Raw genomic sequence first — 15,647 nt, 5'->3', positions numbered from 1 at the left:
TTTGTTATGTCCGCGCCCAAGCCGAAATGCGCAAAAAGCGCATGGCCATCCGGGCCCGGCATTTTTCAGACGCGCGGGCCAGGTCAAGTGTCCGCATGAACCGGACATACATGACAAAGTTTAACGAACTGAACCTGAACCCGAAGGTCCTCAAAGCCATTGAGGAAGCCGGATACGAAAGCCCCACTCCGATCCAGGAAGGCGCGATACCACCTGCGCTTGAAGGGCGCGATGTTCTTGGGATTGCGCAAACCGGCACGGGCAAGACCGCCAGCTTCACATTGCCAATGATCACCCTGCTGGCCCGTGGCCGCGCCCGTGCGCGCATGCCGCGCTCGCTGGTTTTGTGTCCTACGCGTGAGTTGGCCGCGCAGGTGGCTGAGAATTTCGACACCTATGCCAAGAATGTAAAGCTGACCAAGGCGCTGTTGATCGGCGGAGTCAGCTTCAAGGAACAAGATGCGCTGATCGACCGGGGCGTCGACGTTCTGATTGCCACACCGGGCCGTCTGCTGGACCATTTCGAACGCGGCAAGCTGCTGCTGACCGGCGTTCAAATCATGGTGGTGGATGAGGCCGACCGGATGCTGGATATGGGCTTCATCCCTGATATCGAGCGTATCTTCTCGCTCACGCCGTTTACCCGCCAGACGCTGTTCTTCTCGGCCACCATGGCCTCGGAGATTGAGCGGATCACCGACACCTTCCTGTCCGCCCCCGCCCGGATCGAGGTTGCCCGTCAGGCCACCGCGTCCGAGACGATCGAACAGGGTGTCGTCATGTTCAAAGGCGGTCGCCGGGATCGCGAGGCCAGTGGCAAACGCAAGGTCTTGCGCGCGCTGATCGACGCCGAAGGTGACAAGTGCACCAACGCGATCATCTTCTGCAACCGCAAGACGGACGTGGATATCTGCGCCAAGTCGCTGAAGAAATACGGCTATAACGCCGCAGCGATCCATGGCGATCTGGATCAGTCTCAGCGGATGAAAACGCTGGATGGCTTCCGTGATGGGTCTTTACGCCTGCTGGTGGCCTCTGATGTCGCCGCGCGGGGCCTGGATATTCCGTCGGTCAGCCATGTGTTCAATTTCGACGTGCCCGGTCATGCCGAGGATTACGTCCACCGCATTGGCCGTACAGGCCGAGCCGGGCGCGAAGGCAAGGCCGTAACGATCTGCTCGGGTCGGGACGAAAAGGCTCTGGATGCGATTGAGAAGCTGATCCAGAAGGACATTCCGCGTATCGACAATCCGGTGAAGGAAGAGCCCAAGCCAGACGCCTCAAAGCCCGAGAAAAAGACCAGATCCTCGGACGACAAAAAGCACGACCGCAAGAAGGATGAGCGCAAGCAGGACCAACCTGCCAAGGGGCGTGGCCGTCGGGACGACCATGGCCCAAAGGTTGTCGGCATGGGCGACCATCTGCCCAGCTTCATCGCGCTCAGCTTCGACGAGCGTCGCGCCAGCTAGGCCCTCTGTCAGATCGCCAGTACCAGCGCCAGTATAGAGATACCCAACAATCCAATCCCGGCAATCTCACGCCGGGTGATTGTCTCGCGAAAGAACAGGATCGAAGCCAAAAGGCTGAGGATAAGCTCCACTTGCCCTAGTGCTTTGACATAAGCCGCGTTCTGCAACGTAAAGGCCAGGAACCAGCAGAACGACCCGCCAAGGCTGGTCAATCCAACGAAGACACCTGTGGATCGTGTCTCCCAGACGGCTAGCAATTCGGCCCGGTCACGCCACAGCAGCCACAGCCCCATGCTAAGAAACTGAAACGTAACCACCGCCGCCAGAGTGATCAGGGCGCGGAACCATGCATCGATGTCGCCAAGCTCTAGTGATGCGCCGCGATAGCTGACGGCCGAGAACGCAAACAGCACGCCAGACCCAAGCCCAAGCTGCGAGGCGCGGTTGGCCAGATGACGCCACCATGCTCCGTCCCCGCCCGGTGTTTTGGACAGCACCAGAACCGCCAACAACCCCAAAAGGATCGCACCAAGCGCCCCGGCAGAAACCTCATCCCCAAGGATCAGAAACCCGACGATTGCCGTTTGAATCACTTCGGTTTTCTTAAAGGTGATCCCAACCGCGAAATTGCGCTGTTTGAACAGGGCCACCACGCAGATGGTCGCCAAAATCTGCGCCGTCCCGCCAATGGCTACGAATAGCCAGAACTGTGCGGTCAGGGATGGTATCGCGGCCTGCGTCACCCACAGCGTGACGACCAGCCCTAAAACCGCCAATGGCATCGAATAGGCAAACCGCGCAAAGGTTGCGCCGGCGGCGGATAGTTTCACGCTGCTGAGCGACTTCTGCAGCATGAACCGCACCGTCTGGAACGAAGCGGCGGCGATGGTGACGGGAATCCATAAACTCATGGCGCCCCTTCTGTCGTGAAATCAGGGCTTTGGCCAGAGCGGATGCGCCACCGGATCTTTCGCGCGCCAGAAGTATTCTTTGAAAATCTGCGCGTATGAGCGATAGACATAGGCTTCGTTGCAGGCCTGATAGCGGTCTTTTCCTGCCTGATAGAGTGCAGGCAGACGGTACCATGGGGCAGAAGGGTTCATGTGATGAACAACGTGCAGGTTGTTGTTCAGAAACAGAAAGGCCAACAGCCCGCGGTCCTCGACAATCACCGTCCGTGCCCGTGATTTCTCATGCGCGCGGTGTTCAAGAAAGGTCCGGATTTTGACCAGACCCAGCCCGATGTAGGCCGACAGCACAAAGGCCCAGATCGGCATCGCCGATAGCGCGACCACCCACAAAACCACCGCTACGCCGGGGATATGCATTGCCCAAGCCAGAAGTATGGCGCGGTCCCCTCGGATCATCCCATGCCATTCATCGCGTAGAAACATCACTTGTCCAATTACGGGGCCCAGCACGATACGGCCCAGAAGCGTATTGTTGGCCACAAACAGCCGCTTTTGCCACCACGACAATCGTGCCCAAACTTTCGGGTCCAAATAGTTCGTTTCGGGGTCGTCATAGGGGTCGGTCAGGTTGGCATCCTGATGATGCGCCAGATGCAGATCGCGGAAGCGGCTGAACGGGATGAACAAAGTCAGCGGCAGGGCCATCAGCGCCTCGTTCAACCATTTGGCGCGAAACGGATGCCCATGCAATGCCTCATGCGTCAGTGAGGAATGCAAGGCGGCAATCAGCCCCAAGGCCGGGATTGCCAGCCATAGGGACCAGTCGGCCAGCCAGAACAAACCTGCCAACCAGGTGGCGTAACAGGCCACGATCAGGGCAAATGTCCCCCATTCGGGCGTTTTGGGCAGCGTTGATTCAGCCATTGCGGCCCCAAGCGATTCCAGCCCAGACCCGTTCATAGGCGACATACAGCGTCAAACCTATGACCGTATTGACCAGTGCCAACGCACCGCCGATGGCCGCTGACCCGGTGGCAATCAGACCGACCACAGTCATGACCGCCAACCCCATGACGTTCCAAATCAGTGCCTTCACGACCGATCTTTGCCGCGTCTCCATTCCGGACCCCGTTTTTATTGTTCTCACAAAAGCGTTATCTACGGGGCGGCCTGTTGGGAATTCTGAATATGATTAACAAAATTCATCACTTGTGATATTTTCAAACACATGGATGAAAAACTCGACAAACGCGTGCGCGCTGCGCAGTTTCGCCTGCGTCTGGCGCGCGCGATGGAAGACCGCCAAATCAGCCAAAGCGCCCTGGCCCGCAGCATTGGCGTGGACCGGTCTACCGTCTCGCAACTGCTGGCGGATGACGGCGCGCGCCTGCCCAATGCCCATGTGATTGGTGGCTGCGCAGCGGCGTTGGGGGTTTCCGCCGATTGGCTTCTCAGCCTATCAGACCGACCCGAAAGCGCGGCGGAACTATTGGCCGGGTCCCTCAGCATGACAGAGGCCCCGCGCGCATTGGTGGATGAGCGGATTTTCCAATGGCATCAAGAGGCTGCGGGCTACAAAATTCGCTATGTCCCGGCCACCCTGCCCGATATGCTCAAAACCCGTGCCGTGCTGGAATGGGAATACGCCCCGCATCTGGGCCGCACGGCGGATCAGGCAATCGGGGCCTCGGAGGATCGGCTAACCTGGATGCGCAGCGCGCAATCGGATTATGAGATCGCGATGCCCTTGTTCGAAATGCGCAGCTTTGCCCTTGGTGAAGGCTATTACCAAGGCCTACCGCTGGAGGTTCGGCTGGAGCAGATCGACCACCTTCTGTCCCTGTGCGAACAGCTCTACCCGCGTCTGCGGATCTATCTGTTTGACGCAAAACGTTTGTATTCTGCGCCGGTGACGATCTTTGGCCCGCTGCTGTGCGTCTTCTACGCCGGCAGCCACTATATGGCGTTCCGCGATCGGGACCGGATCGAGGTGTTTACCCGCCACTTCGACACTTTGATCCGAGAGGCCGATATGACCGCCCGTCATTTCCCCCAGCATCTGCGCGAATTGCGGGCCGAGGCTGAACAGACAACCGCTTAAGGGAATCCCCCAATCGTGCGATCCGTCAGGGCCTGTAGTATAGTACCCGCGCGAACGCTCAGACATTCCACGGAGGATGACCGAAATGGACGCACTCAAAACGGCGCAATATGCACGTGCCTTGTACTCGGTTCATGGAGACCGGGCCGAGGCGGAAGCCGCTCAAAAGATGCGCGAATCTGAAGCTGCCGGAAACGCACAGCAGGCCAAAGACTGGCAAGCCGTCCGCAGCACGATCCGCCAGATCAGAGGCCCGAATCAAGGCTGACCCAAATCAGAGTTTCGGGTCAGGATTGACCGTATGTCCGTCCACAGCGATGACCTGACCCGAAACCAGCCGCGCTGCATCCGAGGCCAGAAATACCGCCATCTCCGCAATATCCCGTGCTTCGACGAAACGGCCCATCGAGGTGCCCGAGGCATAGCCCTCATAGACCTGATCGCGGGTCATGCCCTTGGTCACGGCCTCGCGCTGCAATACCCCTTCCATGCGTGGGCCTTCGACAGAGCCGGGGCAGATCACATTGCAGCGTATACCGTGCGGGCCAAGCTCCATCGCCAGCGTCTTACCCAATCCAACCATCGCCCATTTCGCGGCGGCATAAGGCGAGCGGTTCGGATAGCCATATTGTCCAGCGGTCGATGACGTGATCAAAACAGCCCCGCGCGCCTGTTTCTTGAGCATGGGAACCGCGTATTTCGAACACAGAAACGCCCCTTCAAGATTGACTGAAAGGCAATTTTTCCAATCACTTAAAGACACATCCTCAACCAAGGCCGTTGGCCCGGCGACACCCGCATTGGCACAAAGCACATCCAGCCCGCCCCACGCCTTGGTAATCTGGTCGAACAAATCAGCCACCTGCGCCTCATCCGAGACATCGGTTTTGCATGTCTGCCAGTTCTCCGGGCAGCTATTCAGCGCCGCATCGTCGATATCGACAACCCAGACCCGCGCCCCTGCTGCATCAAACGCCTCGGCCATCGCGCGCCCGACGCCCGAGGCACCCGCCGTGATCAGAACCCGCTGCGTCATACGGGTTTCCGGATCGCGGCACCTGCCCCCTCGGGATAAGGCAGATCGGCTTGCGCCTGGGTAATCCGTGCCATCGCATCCTCGATCTGATCCGAAGGCGCTGAGGGGCGTCGTGTTTCAAGATCGACATGCAACAGGAAACTCTCGCCCGTCGCCAGAAGCTTGTCGCCCTCATACATGCTGTGGAACACGTGCAGCTTCTTGCCTTGGCCCAACAGCATCTGAGTACGCACTTCGATCCGGGCTCCGGCATGGGTTTCGTCCAGATACCGGATATGGTTCTCGGCGGTGAAGTAGCTTCCACCGGAAGTGATGTACTCCATGTCACATCCGATGATTTCCATGAAGCGGTCCGTGGCCGCGGCAAACGCCTCCAGATACTTCGCTTCATTCATATGGCCGTTATAGTCGGTCCAATCCAAAGGAACCGCGCGCGACAGGGTCAGGATCGGCTGGCTCAAGTCCGCCTGATCCAGTGTCGGCAAAGCACCGGATTTCATCGCCGCGTCGTGCTGGTTCAACACGGCCCCCGCGCCATAATTCTGCGCCTTGAGCGCGCGCATCATGCCGACAAGGTTGTTGTCACGGATACGCTCCAGCTCGCGGATCGAGTGCATTCCGGACTGCGCATCCGACTGATCGGCAATCATATCGACAAGTTCATCTGTGAACTCAGGCACATCCATCAGTTTGGTCCAGGGCCATTTCAACGCGGGCCCAAACTGCGCCATGAAATGCCGCATGCCAGCTTCGCCACCTGCCACGCGATAGGTCTCGAATAGTCCCATTTGCGCCCAGCGAATGCCAAAGCCCATGCGGATGGCCTCGTCGATCTCTTCGGTTGTGGCGATACCATCCTTGACCAGCCACAGCGCCTCGCGCCAGACCGCCTCAAGGAACCGGTCCGCGATATGCGCATCGATCTCTTTCTTGACGTGGAGCGGGAAGAACCCCACCGATGTCAGTACATCCTTGGCCTTAGAAACCATCTCGGGCGGGTTCTTGTCGGTGGGCACCAGTTCGATCAATGGCAGCAGATAGACCGGGTTGAACGGATGCGTCACCACGATCTGCTCGGGGCGCAAGGCACCGTCCTGCAATTCTGAAGGTTTAAACCCACTGGTCGACGACCCAATGATCGCATCATGATCGCAGGCCTCTTGCAAGCTCTTGTAAACCCTCAGCTTCAGGTCCAGCCGCTCTGGAACACTCTCTTGAATCCAAGTGGCATCCCGAACAGCCTCCGCAATGTCCTCATGAAACGTCAGCGTGCCTTCAGGTGGCAGCGGCACATCGCTCAGCCCCGGCAACGAGCGCCGTGCATTGTACAGAACCTCACCGATTTTACGCTCGGCCTCGGGATCTGGGTCAAACACACGCACGTCCCAGCCATTCAGCAAGAACCGTGCGGTCCATCCTCCACCGATTACACCACCACCGATGATTGCAGCAATCTTTGTCATATCGCTTGACCTATTCGTAGGGCGGGCTTCAGCCCGCCACCCCTGCTGGCGCCCGTTTCACCAAGCCTAACTTCTCACGCACTTCCTGCGGCCCAATCACCCGTGCGCCCATGTTTTCGATAATCGACCCGGCCCTTTCGACCAACTGCCAGTTCTCGGCCAGCACACCCTTCTCAAGCCACAGGTTATCTTCCAACCCAACACGCACGTTGCCGCCCGCCAAAACCGAAGCCGCCACATACGCCATCTCGTTCCGACCCAGCGAGAAGGCGCTGAACGTCCAGTCATTGGGTACGTTGTTCACCATCGCCATGAAGGTGTTCAGATCATCCGGCGCGCCCCAGGGCACACCCATGCACAGTTGCACCAGAGCATTCGGCTCCAGAATGCCCTCTTTCACCAGTTGTTTGGCAAACCACAGATGACCCGTATCAAAGGCTTCGATCTCTGGCTTTACACCCAGATCGGTCATCATCTGCCCCATTGCCCGCAACGCGCCGGGCGTGTTGGTCATGACATAGTCCGCTTCAGCAAAATTCATGGTGCCGCAGTCCAAAGTGCAAATCTCGGGCAAACATTCAGCCACATGCGCGACCCGCTCGGTCGCACCCACCAGATCGGTTCCGCCCTCTGCCAAAGGCAGCGGGGTTTCAATCCCGCCAAACACCATATCACCACCCATACCGGCAGTCAGGTTCAGCACTGCATCAACCTCAGCCTCCCGGATGCGGTCCGTCACCTCGCGATACAGCGCCAGATCGCGCGAGGGTGCACCGGTCTCAGGATCACGCACATGGCAATGCACCACGGCGGCGCCTGCCTTGGCTGCGGCTATCGCGCTCTCGGCAATCTGCTTGGGCGAGCGCGGCACATGCGGGCTGCGATCCTGCGTTCCGCCCGAGCCGGTTACAGCACAGGTGATAAAGACCTCGCGGTTCATTTCCAAAGGCATGTTGTTTTCCCCACGTTATACCGGGTTTCCCGCCAGGTTTTCCCCAGACTTCTCCCCGGTTATCGATTTGCGTTGCGCGCAAGTCTGACGCAGCTTTGGGAAAACACTTGCCAGAATGCGAATCGAACTTGATGAAATCCGCAAAAAACATCCTGGAACCAGAACATCGTGCCCTGAAAACAGCGGTGCTGGTGCTGGACGAATGCAACACGCTCAGCTTTGCCTCGGCTGTCGATCCGATGCGCGCGGCAAACCGACTGGCCGACCGGCCTGCTTTTGACTGGGACTATGTGACCGCAACATCGGACCCTGCGATGCTGACCAGCGCGCTGCACGTCCCGGGCACCCCGTTGGCCCGCCTGCAAAGCTGCGATCTGATGATCGTTGTGGCCGGGTTCCAACTGGCCCGCCACGCCACCCCCAGCCTACTGGCCGGTCTGCGCCGCATCGCAGGCACTGGCGCAACCATGGCCGGCATTGATGGCGGGCCGTGGTTGCTGGCCGAGGCCGGCCTTCTGAATGGCCATGCTGCCACCACCCACTGGGAAGACCTGGACAATTTCGCCGCGCGCTTCCCCGACATCGATGTCCGCCCAGACCGCTTCACCGTGTCCGGCAATCGCCTGACCTCGGGCGGCGCAATCCCTGCGGTCGAGATGATGCTGCACATTATAGCGGCACGTCATGGCGCGGGTTTCGCTGCGCGCGTTTCGGGCCTCTTCCTCTACGAGGGCGCACCCGAACCGACCAAACCGCAAAGCCGCACCGGCGCGCCACATCGCCATACCGCCCTGACAGCCAAGGCCAACAGCCTGATGGAAGCGGCGCTTGACGATCCGCTCCCGCTGGCCTCCATTGCAGACCGCCTCGGCACCAGCCCACGCACGCTGCAACAACAATTCCGCCTGCGCCTGAACACCACGCCACAGGATCACTACCTGCAACTCAGGCTGGCCGAGGCGCGCCGTCTGGTCACTGACACCGACATGCCCTTGATGGATGTGGCGCTGGCCACAGGCTTCGCTTCACAATCCAGCTTTGCCCGCGCTTTCCGTACCGCCCACGGCCTCTCGGCCCGCGACCTCAGGCACGAGCGCGCGCCCCACACCCATCACTGACCGGATCCCCTTCATCTGGCCCAAAATATCCCGGGGGAGACGCGCGCAGCGCGGCGGGGGCAGAGCCCTCTAGAACGGCATGGGATGCGCGCGGTGCGCCTGACTAATTGCGTTCAGAACCTCCGACGACAGCGTCAGATCATCACCATCCAGAATATGTTCCAACTGCGCCACCGTCGTCGCACCAAAGATTGACGACATCATGAAAGGCCGGGTCCGGCACCAGGCCAGCGCCATATGGGTCGGGTCTAATCCATGGCCAGACGCAATCTCGAGATAGGCCGCAACAGCGTCATAAACTCGGTCCGAGTCACGCCCGCCCAGTTCGGGCGAGATCGACTTACGCGATCCTGCGGGCACTGCACCACCCTGATATTTGCCGGTCAACAACCCGGTGGCCAACGGCGAAAACGCCATCAGGCCCACATCCTCATGCATGCTCAGCTCTGCCATATCCGTGTCGAAATGACGGCACAGCAGCGAATATTCATTCTGCACCGACGCCACACGCGGCGCGCCCATCTGCTCGGACAGCCGCAGCCATTGCGCCGTGCCCCAAGCGCTTTCATTCGACAGACCGAAGGCCCTGATATTGCCCTTCTCGACCTGCTCCTGCAGCGCCGTCAGGCAGCCCTGCATATTTTCAAGCACGTCACCAGTGTTTTGCCCCGAAGGCGCATAATCCCAGTTCTGGCGGAACATATAGCTGCCCCGATTGGGCCAATGAAACTGATAGAGGTCGATATAGTCAGTCTTCAACCGCCGCAGTGATCCCTCGATTGCCTCGGGAATGGTCTGTGCCGAAATTGGCGCGCCATCGCGGGCATGGGCAAACCCGGCACCTGAATGTTTGGTGGCCAACACATAATCACTTCGTCGCGATGCGTTCGCGGCGTTCCAGTGCCCCAAAATCTCTTCGGTTCGGCCCACAGTTTCCTTCGAGATCGGGTTGACCGGGTACATCTCGGCCGCATCCAAAAAATTGATCCCCGCACCCAGCGCCAGGTCCATCTGTGCATGCGCTTCGGGTTCTGAAGTCTGGGTTCCAAAGGTCATCGTTCCCAGACACAGGTCAGACACCATGATTCCGGTCCGGCCCAAAGGCTTCATTTCCATCCGTCACTCTCCTGATTTCTGCAATCGCCGTGCGCTACGCCTCGGCTTTCTTTTCCCAACGGCCCGACTCCTCGGACCAATATTGCGCTGAACAGCCCGCCTGCGTAAGCGTCTTCCACTGGTCGCGCGCGTGTTGAACGGCCTGATCGTCATTGCCGTCGAACAGGATACAGACACGCTCCAGCGCGGTGACCTCATCCGGGGCCACTTCGGCCCCGTCCACCGACATGACACAGGTGGCCTCATTGCCCGCCTGTTTGTCTGAGGTCAGCAGGATCGGCTGCATCCCATCATGCGGACCGCCTGAGCGACCATGGGGCAAGAACCCGTCTTCGGGGCCCAGCCAAAGCTTTTCGTCCAGCCAGTCTAACCGGGCGGGATCAGTACCCCGCACCGCAATCCGCCACCCGGCCTGCCGCGCCTTATCCAGCAGCACCGGCAAGGTGTGCTCCAGAGGCCTTTGGGTCAGGTGGTAGAAATAGACGACGCCCATAGGTTTACTCGAAATTGTCCTGCACAAAGCGGCTGAGCGCACGGACACCCCAGCCAGTGGCCCCTTTCGGCGCGTAGGAGGTCTCAGACGCGACCGAGGCCACCCCGGCGATGTCGAGATGAATCCACGGTGTCTCCTCTTTGACAAACCGCTGCAGGAATTGCGCCGCAGTGATCGAACCCGCAGGCCGCCCGCCCACATTCTTCATATCCGCGATACGCGATTTCAGCAGCTTGTCGTAAGCATCCCCCAACGGCATCCGCCAGGCCCCTTCATCCTCGGCCTTGGCCGATTTCAGGAAGGCGTCGCAGAACGTGTCGTTGTTCGAGAACACACCTGCGTTCTCATGCCCCAGCCCTATGATGATCGCACCCGTCAGTGTGGCAAGGTCGATCATACCAACGGGTGCGAACCGTTCCTGCGCGTACCACATGACGTCACATAGAACCAAACGCCCCTCAGCATCGGTGTTGATGATCTCGACGGTGTCGCCCTTCATCGATTTGACCACATCACCCGGTCGCGTGGCATTGCCCGAGGGCATGTTTTCAACCAGTCCTACAAGACCGACAACATTAGCCTTAGCCTTGCGCTTGGCCAGCGCGCGCATGGTGCCCGCGACAACGCCTGCACCGCCCATATCCATGGTCATGTCTTCCATGCCGCCAGCGGGTTTAAGCGAGATCCCCCCGGTATCGAACACAACGCCCTTGCCGACCAGAGCCAGCGGCGCATCGTCCTTGTCGCCCCCGTTCCACTGCATCACCACCACTTTGGACGGGCTGTCCGAACCCTGCCCCACGCAAAGCAATGTGCGCATGCCCAGTTCAGCCAGTTTGTCTTCATCCAGCACTTCGACCTCAAGGCCCAGTGATTTCATCTCGTCCAAACGAGCGGCAAATTCACTGGTGGTCAGGACATTCGCAGGTTCATTGGTCAGGTCACGGGTCATCCGCACCCCATCCGCAACTGCATACATCGGTGCAAACTGGGCCTCGGCCTCTTCGGGCTTGTTGCAAGAGATTGTGACCGAGCCCGCGGCGTCGCTATCCTTTGTTTTATGCGCATCAAAATCATAGCTGCGCAGGGCGATCCCCATCGCCAGATCCTCGGCCCGTGCCTGATTGCCTGCCATCACCAGCATCTCGCGCCCGGCCGCCAGTTTGGCCAACACGGCACCAGCCTTGCGCGCCTCATCCGCCTCGGGGCGGCGGGGCAGGACCAGAACATCCAGCGCCTCAGCAGCCATTCCAACCGGCCAGGCCAGCGAGATAACATCGCCGGTCTTTGCCTTGCCAAACGCATCGCTCTCGACCAGTCGTGCGACGGCCCCTTTGGTCAGGCGATTAGCGCGACGGGCTGCCGGGCTCATCTTGCGGTCCGCGGGAATCACAATGGCAACGCGCCCTTCGGCCTGCGCCATAGCTTCCACGTCGAAGGCTTGAAAACGGATTGGGACTAGACTGCTCATTGCGCGCTCCTGAAACTGTGTTCCCCAAGACCTAGCCCGCGCCGCCCGGCTTGACCAGATAGCAGTTTTCCCTGACCGCCAATTGCATTAAGGTCCCCGAAAAATATCCGGCAGGCTCGGGGGAGACGACAGTGGCACGACAGGGCAGGCATAGACCGTCGCGCATGGGTTTATGCAAGGGCAATATTGGCCTGAACGCCAACGCTGCAAACCCAGCGGGGTCACGCTTGTGATTTTGGACCGCTATTTTGCCCGCCGCTTTATGCAGAGCTTTCTGGTTATCGGCGGCATCTTTCTAACCCTGATGATTCTGATTGACCTGATCGAACAAGTGCGCCGGTTCGACGAGGTTGATCTGTCCTTTGGCCGCCTGTTGCAGCTGACCTTGCTGAACACGCCTGCCGCGATCAGCGAGATGCTGCCCCTGCTGGTGATCCTGGCCACCATAGCGCTGTTTGTCGGGTTGGCGCGCACCTCGGAACTGGTGGTAACCCGCGCGACTGGCCGATCCGGCATACGCGCGCTGGTAGCGCCGGTCTTGCTGGCACTTGTGATCGGGGCCCTGGCCGTGACCCTTCTGAACCCGATCGCAGCAGCCACCTCGGAAGAGTACAACCGCCTTTCTGATTCCTATCGAAACAATGGCAGCTCAGCGCTGTCGATCAGCGGCGAGGGTCTATGGCTGCGCCAAAGCACCGAGACGGGCCAGGCGGTGATACACGCGCGCGGCACAGCAAATGGCGATGAGTTGAAATTGAACGATGTGACCATCGTTTCATTCAACCCGGACGGAAAACCAACGCAACAGATTGCCGCTGAACAGGCCCGATTGATCGATGGCAGCTGGGTCCTGAGCAACGCCAAAGTCTGGAACCTTGAAGACGGCCAGAACCCCGAGACACAGTCGGTTGAGCATGCTCAGCTTGACCTTCCGACGACGCTGACCCGCCAACGTATTCTGGATACGCTGGGGCAGCAGGATTCTGTGTCGGTCTACGATCTGCCCCAATTGATAGCGGACCTGCGCGAGGCCGGCTTCTCAACCAAACAATATGAGGTCTGGCTACAAGTCCAACTGGCCCGCCCGTTCTTTCTGGTTTCGATGGTTCTGATCGGCGCAGCCTTTACCATGCGCCATGTACGCTTCGGCGGCACCGGCGTTGCGGTTCTGACCGCTGTATTGTTGGGGTTTGCCATTTATTTCGTACGCAACTTTGCGCAAATACTCGGGGAAAACGGACAATTGCCCATCTACGTCGCTGCCTGGGCACCGCCCGTTGCTGCCATCTTACTGTCACTCGGCCTGTTGCTACATGCGGAGGACGGCTAATGCCGCGCATTCTGCCTGCGCTGATGGCAAGCGCCCTGGCTGTCACGGCCCCTGCTGCGCTGCTGGCTCAAACTGCACCAGCACCCGCGACCAATCAGGCCACCCAACAGGATGAGCCCGCCCTGTTGGTCGCGGATAAGATATTCATCACGCCCGAACGCGTGCTGGTCGCCGAAGGCAATGTCGAGGCGTTTCAGGGTGATGCCAAGGTCAGCGCGCAGCGTATCACCTTTGACCGCGAAACCGGAAAACTGTCACTTGAGGGACCCATTCGGATCGATCAGGGCGGGCGGACAACCTTGCTGGCAGATTCAGCCGAGCTGGATGATGGCTTGCAAAACGGGTTGCTGATCGGTGCGCGTATGGTGTTTGATCAGCAGGTTCAGGTCGCCTCGGTCCAGGCGCGGCGTGCCTCGGGCCGGTACACACAGTTCAGCAAGGTCGCGGCCACCTCCTGCCATGTTTGTGCAAGTGGCAAACCTCCGCTTTGGCAAATCCGGGCGCGCAAAGTGACCCATGATCAGCTAGAGCGGCAGCTTTACTTTGAAGGCGCGCAATTGCGCGTGCTGGACTACCCGGTCTTCTATTTTCCCTATCTGCGCCTGCCCGACCCGACGCTTGAACGCGCGACCGGGTTTCTGGCACCGTCCTTCCGCAGAACCTCGCAGCTGGGTCTGGGACTGCAAGTGCCATACTTCATCAAGCTGGGCGACGACAAGGACCTGACGCTGACACCGTTTGTCTCGGCCAGCACCCGAACGCTGGGCTATCGCTATCGGCAGGCCTTCGTGAACGGGCGCATCCAGTTTGAAGGTGCCTATACCCGCGATGATGTGCAGCGCGATCAGGATCGTGGTTATCTGTTTGCCAACGGCTTCTTCAATCTCAGGAATGACTTCCGGCTGACATTCGACCTCAAGACCACGTCGGACGATGCCTATCTGGCGGATTACGGCCTGCCCGATCTCGACCGGCTGCGCAGTGAGATCGCGCTGACCCGGATCAAGCGTGATACGGCCTTCAAAACCAGCCTGATCCACTACAAGACACTGCGCGACAGTGAGGAACAGGATGAGATCCCCTCGCGCGTGTTTGACCTGAACTACGAGAAACGGTTCTTCCCAAACACGGTTGGAGGCGAAATGCGGCTTGGCTTTGTGGCTCATGCCCATGAACGCACCAGTGACGAGAATGTTGTCGGGCGCGATATCGCGCGCGCGACGTTTGATGCGGAATGGCTGCGCAGCTGGACCTTTGCATCGGGGCTGCGCGCGGATGCCCGGATCGGCGCTGCGATTGATACGTTTAACATCCGCAATGATGACGCCTTTCCCAGCAACGTCACGCGCACTACGCCCCGCGCGGCGCTGACCCTGCGCTATCCCATGACGCGGCGCGAACAAACCGGTGCGACCCAGTTTCTGGAACCAATCGTGCAATTCGGCTGGACCGATGTTTCGGACACAGATGTTCCAATCGATGAAAGCACGTTTCAGGAATTCGATCAGGGCAACCTGTTGTCCCTGTCCCGCTTTCCTGCCGAAGATCAGCGCGAAGACGGGGCAACAGCGGTGGTTGGCGTCAATTGGGCGCGTTACAAATCGAACGGGTGGCAAGCCTTGGCCACAATCGGTCAGGTCTTCCGCGCTGATGCCGACCCGAATTTCAACCTGACCTCGGGCCTGCAGGGTACCAAATCCGATCTGCTGTTGGCTGGTCAGATTAAAACCGCCAATGGTTGGTCGCTGGCCGGGCGCGGTCTGCTCGATAGCGATTTCAGCTTTACACGCGCCGAGCTGCGCGGCGCCTGGACAGGTGAGAATAGTGCGATATCAGGCAGCTATGTCTGGCAAGAGCCTGATCCGGCTGAAAATCTCGATGAAGAAGTGTCCGAGATCTGGTTGCGCGGGCGGCACCAAATCGATCAGAACTGGTTGACGCGTGCTTCGGCCCGCTACGATCTTGCCAATTCCGAACCCATCCGCCTGGGTCTGGGTGTGACTTATCAGAACGAATGCGTTCAGTTTAACATGTCCGTAAACAGACGCTTTACCTCAACAACGACTATTGAGCCTTCGACCGAATTCGGGTTTACCGTTACCCTGACAGGATATGCCGTTGAAGGCGGCGGAAAGACGTACAAGAGAAAATGCAGTTGATTTCAGGTTTCTTCAGGTTTCTCCGGGG

The 15,647-nt window shown here is 59.4% G+C and carries 15 protein-coding genes; 6 read left to right on the top strand and 9 right to left on the bottom strand.

Annotated features, from left to right (window positions below):
* The first annotated feature begins 110 nt into the window (after positions 1 to 110).
* Positions 111 to 1,469, top strand: coding sequence for a DEAD/DEAH box helicase (locus ACR0EL_RS02015; protein ID WP_480497769.1), 1,359 nt, complete (start codon positions 111 to 113; stop codon positions 1,467 to 1,469).
* A gap of 8 nt (positions 1,470 to 1,477) precedes the next feature.
* Here ACR0EL_RS02015 and ACR0EL_RS02010 read toward each other — a convergent pair whose 3' ends face one another.
* From ACR0EL_RS02010 to ACR0EL_RS02000, 3 genes are read right to left on the bottom strand one after another with little or no spacing between them, the layout of a single operon-like run.
* On the bottom strand, positions 1,478 to 2,380 hold the full coding sequence (locus tag ACR0EL_RS02010) for an EamA family transporter (RefSeq protein ID WP_480497767.1): 903 nt from the start codon (positions 2,378 to 2,380) through the stop codon (positions 1,478 to 1,480).
* 21 nt (positions 2,381 to 2,401) lie between these two features.
* The gene (locus ACR0EL_RS02005; protein WP_480497765.1) at positions 2,402 to 3,304 is read right to left on the bottom strand and encodes a fatty acid desaturase; all 903 of its coding nucleotides are present in this window, start codon (positions 3,302 to 3,304) and stop codon (positions 2,402 to 2,404) included.
* Positions 3,297 to 3,500: a DUF2061 domain-containing protein gene (locus tag ACR0EL_RS02000; RefSeq protein WP_480497763.1), complete on the bottom strand. Its 204-nt coding sequence runs from the start codon at positions 3,498 to 3,500 to the stop codon at positions 3,297 to 3,299. The genes ACR0EL_RS02005 and ACR0EL_RS02000 overlap by 8 nt, the downstream gene beginning before the upstream one ends.
* Positions 3,501 to 3,608: 108 nt before the next feature.
* Here ACR0EL_RS02000 and ACR0EL_RS01995 point away from each other — a divergent pair, with 108 nt between their 5' ends.
* Together ACR0EL_RS01995 and ACR0EL_RS01990 are read left to right on the top strand one after the other, a co-directional pair.
* Entirely contained in the window at positions 3,609 to 4,481 is an 873-nt protein-coding gene (locus ACR0EL_RS01995; RefSeq protein WP_480497761.1) for a helix-turn-helix domain-containing protein, read from the top strand.
* Between the two features lie 85 nt (positions 4,482 to 4,566).
* The gene (locus ACR0EL_RS01990) at positions 4,567 to 4,749 is read left to right on the top strand and encodes a hypothetical protein (RefSeq protein ID WP_353006831.1); all 183 of its coding nucleotides are present in this window, start codon (positions 4,567 to 4,569) and stop codon (positions 4,747 to 4,749) included.
* A 6-nt stretch (positions 4,750 to 4,755) separates the two neighbouring features.
* On the opposite strand, the gene ACR0EL_RS01985 is transcribed toward ACR0EL_RS01990, so the two are convergent.
* From ACR0EL_RS01985 to bcoG, 3 genes are read right to left on the bottom strand one after another with little or no spacing between them, the layout of a single operon-like run.
* Positions 4,756 to 5,517: an SDR family oxidoreductase gene (locus ACR0EL_RS01985; protein WP_480497759.1), complete on the bottom strand. Its 762-nt coding sequence runs from the start codon at positions 5,515 to 5,517 to the stop codon at positions 4,756 to 4,758.
* Positions 5,514 to 6,980 carry a carnitine 3-dehydrogenase gene (locus ACR0EL_RS01980; protein WP_480497757.1) on the bottom strand — a complete coding sequence of 489 codons (1,467 nt, stop codon included), beginning with the start codon at positions 6,978 to 6,980 and terminating at the stop codon, positions 5,514 to 5,516. The genes ACR0EL_RS01985 and ACR0EL_RS01980 overlap by 4 nt, the downstream gene beginning before the upstream one ends.
* 28 nt (positions 6,981 to 7,008) lie before the next feature.
* A complete protein-coding gene (bcoG, locus tag ACR0EL_RS01975) occupies positions 7,009 to 7,932 on the bottom strand; it encodes a 3-dehydrocarnitine:acetyl-CoA trimethylamine transferase BcoG (protein ID WP_480497755.1) in 924 nt (307 codons plus the stop codon).
* A gap of 131 nt (positions 7,933 to 8,063) precedes the next feature.
* Here bcoG and ACR0EL_RS01970 point away from each other — a divergent pair, with 131 nt between their 5' ends.
* The gene (locus ACR0EL_RS01970; RefSeq protein ID WP_480497753.1) at positions 8,064 to 9,050 is read left to right on the top strand and encodes a GlxA family transcriptional regulator; all 987 of its coding nucleotides are present in this window, start codon (positions 8,064 to 8,066) and stop codon (positions 9,048 to 9,050) included.
* Positions 9,051 to 9,119: 69 nt separating this feature from the next.
* Here the strand turns inward: ACR0EL_RS01970 and ACR0EL_RS01965 are convergent, their stop codons facing one another.
* From ACR0EL_RS01965 to ACR0EL_RS01955, 3 genes are read right to left on the bottom strand one after another with little or no spacing between them, the layout of a single operon-like run.
* Positions 9,120 to 10,166 carry an aldo/keto reductase gene (locus ACR0EL_RS01965; RefSeq protein WP_480497750.1) on the bottom strand — a complete coding sequence of 349 codons (1,047 nt, stop codon included), beginning with the start codon at positions 10,164 to 10,166 and terminating at the stop codon, positions 9,120 to 9,122.
* 34 nt (positions 10,167 to 10,200) lie between these two features.
* Entirely contained in the window at positions 10,201 to 10,659 is a 459-nt protein-coding gene (locus tag ACR0EL_RS01960; protein WP_480497748.1) for a DNA polymerase III subunit chi, read from the bottom strand.
* Between the two features lie 4 nt (positions 10,660 to 10,663).
* Positions 10,664 to 12,130, bottom strand: a complete 1,467-nt coding sequence (locus tag ACR0EL_RS01955; protein ID WP_480497746.1) for a leucyl aminopeptidase — start codon at positions 12,128 to 12,130, stop codon at positions 10,664 to 10,666.
* Between the two features lie 229 nt (positions 12,131 to 12,359).
* On the opposite strand from ACR0EL_RS01955, the gene lptG reads away from it, so the two are divergent.
* Both lptG and ACR0EL_RS01945 read left to right on the top strand, forming a co-directional pair.
* Positions 12,360 to 13,460: an LPS export ABC transporter permease LptG gene (gene lptG / locus ACR0EL_RS01950; RefSeq protein ID WP_480498414.1), complete on the top strand. Its 1,101-nt coding sequence runs from the start codon at positions 12,360 to 12,362 to the stop codon at positions 13,458 to 13,460.
* Positions 13,460 to 15,619, top strand: coding sequence for an LPS-assembly protein LptD (locus ACR0EL_RS01945; RefSeq protein ID WP_480497744.1), 2,160 nt, complete (start codon positions 13,460 to 13,462; stop codon positions 15,617 to 15,619). Before lptG ends, ACR0EL_RS01945 begins: the two co-directional genes overlap by 1 nt.
* Positions 15,620 to 15,647 lie beyond the last annotated feature (28 nt).

It is taken from the genome of Ruegeria sp. AH12 (genome assembly GCF_056541465.1).
This window is presented reverse-complemented; position numbering and strand designations above follow the sequence as displayed.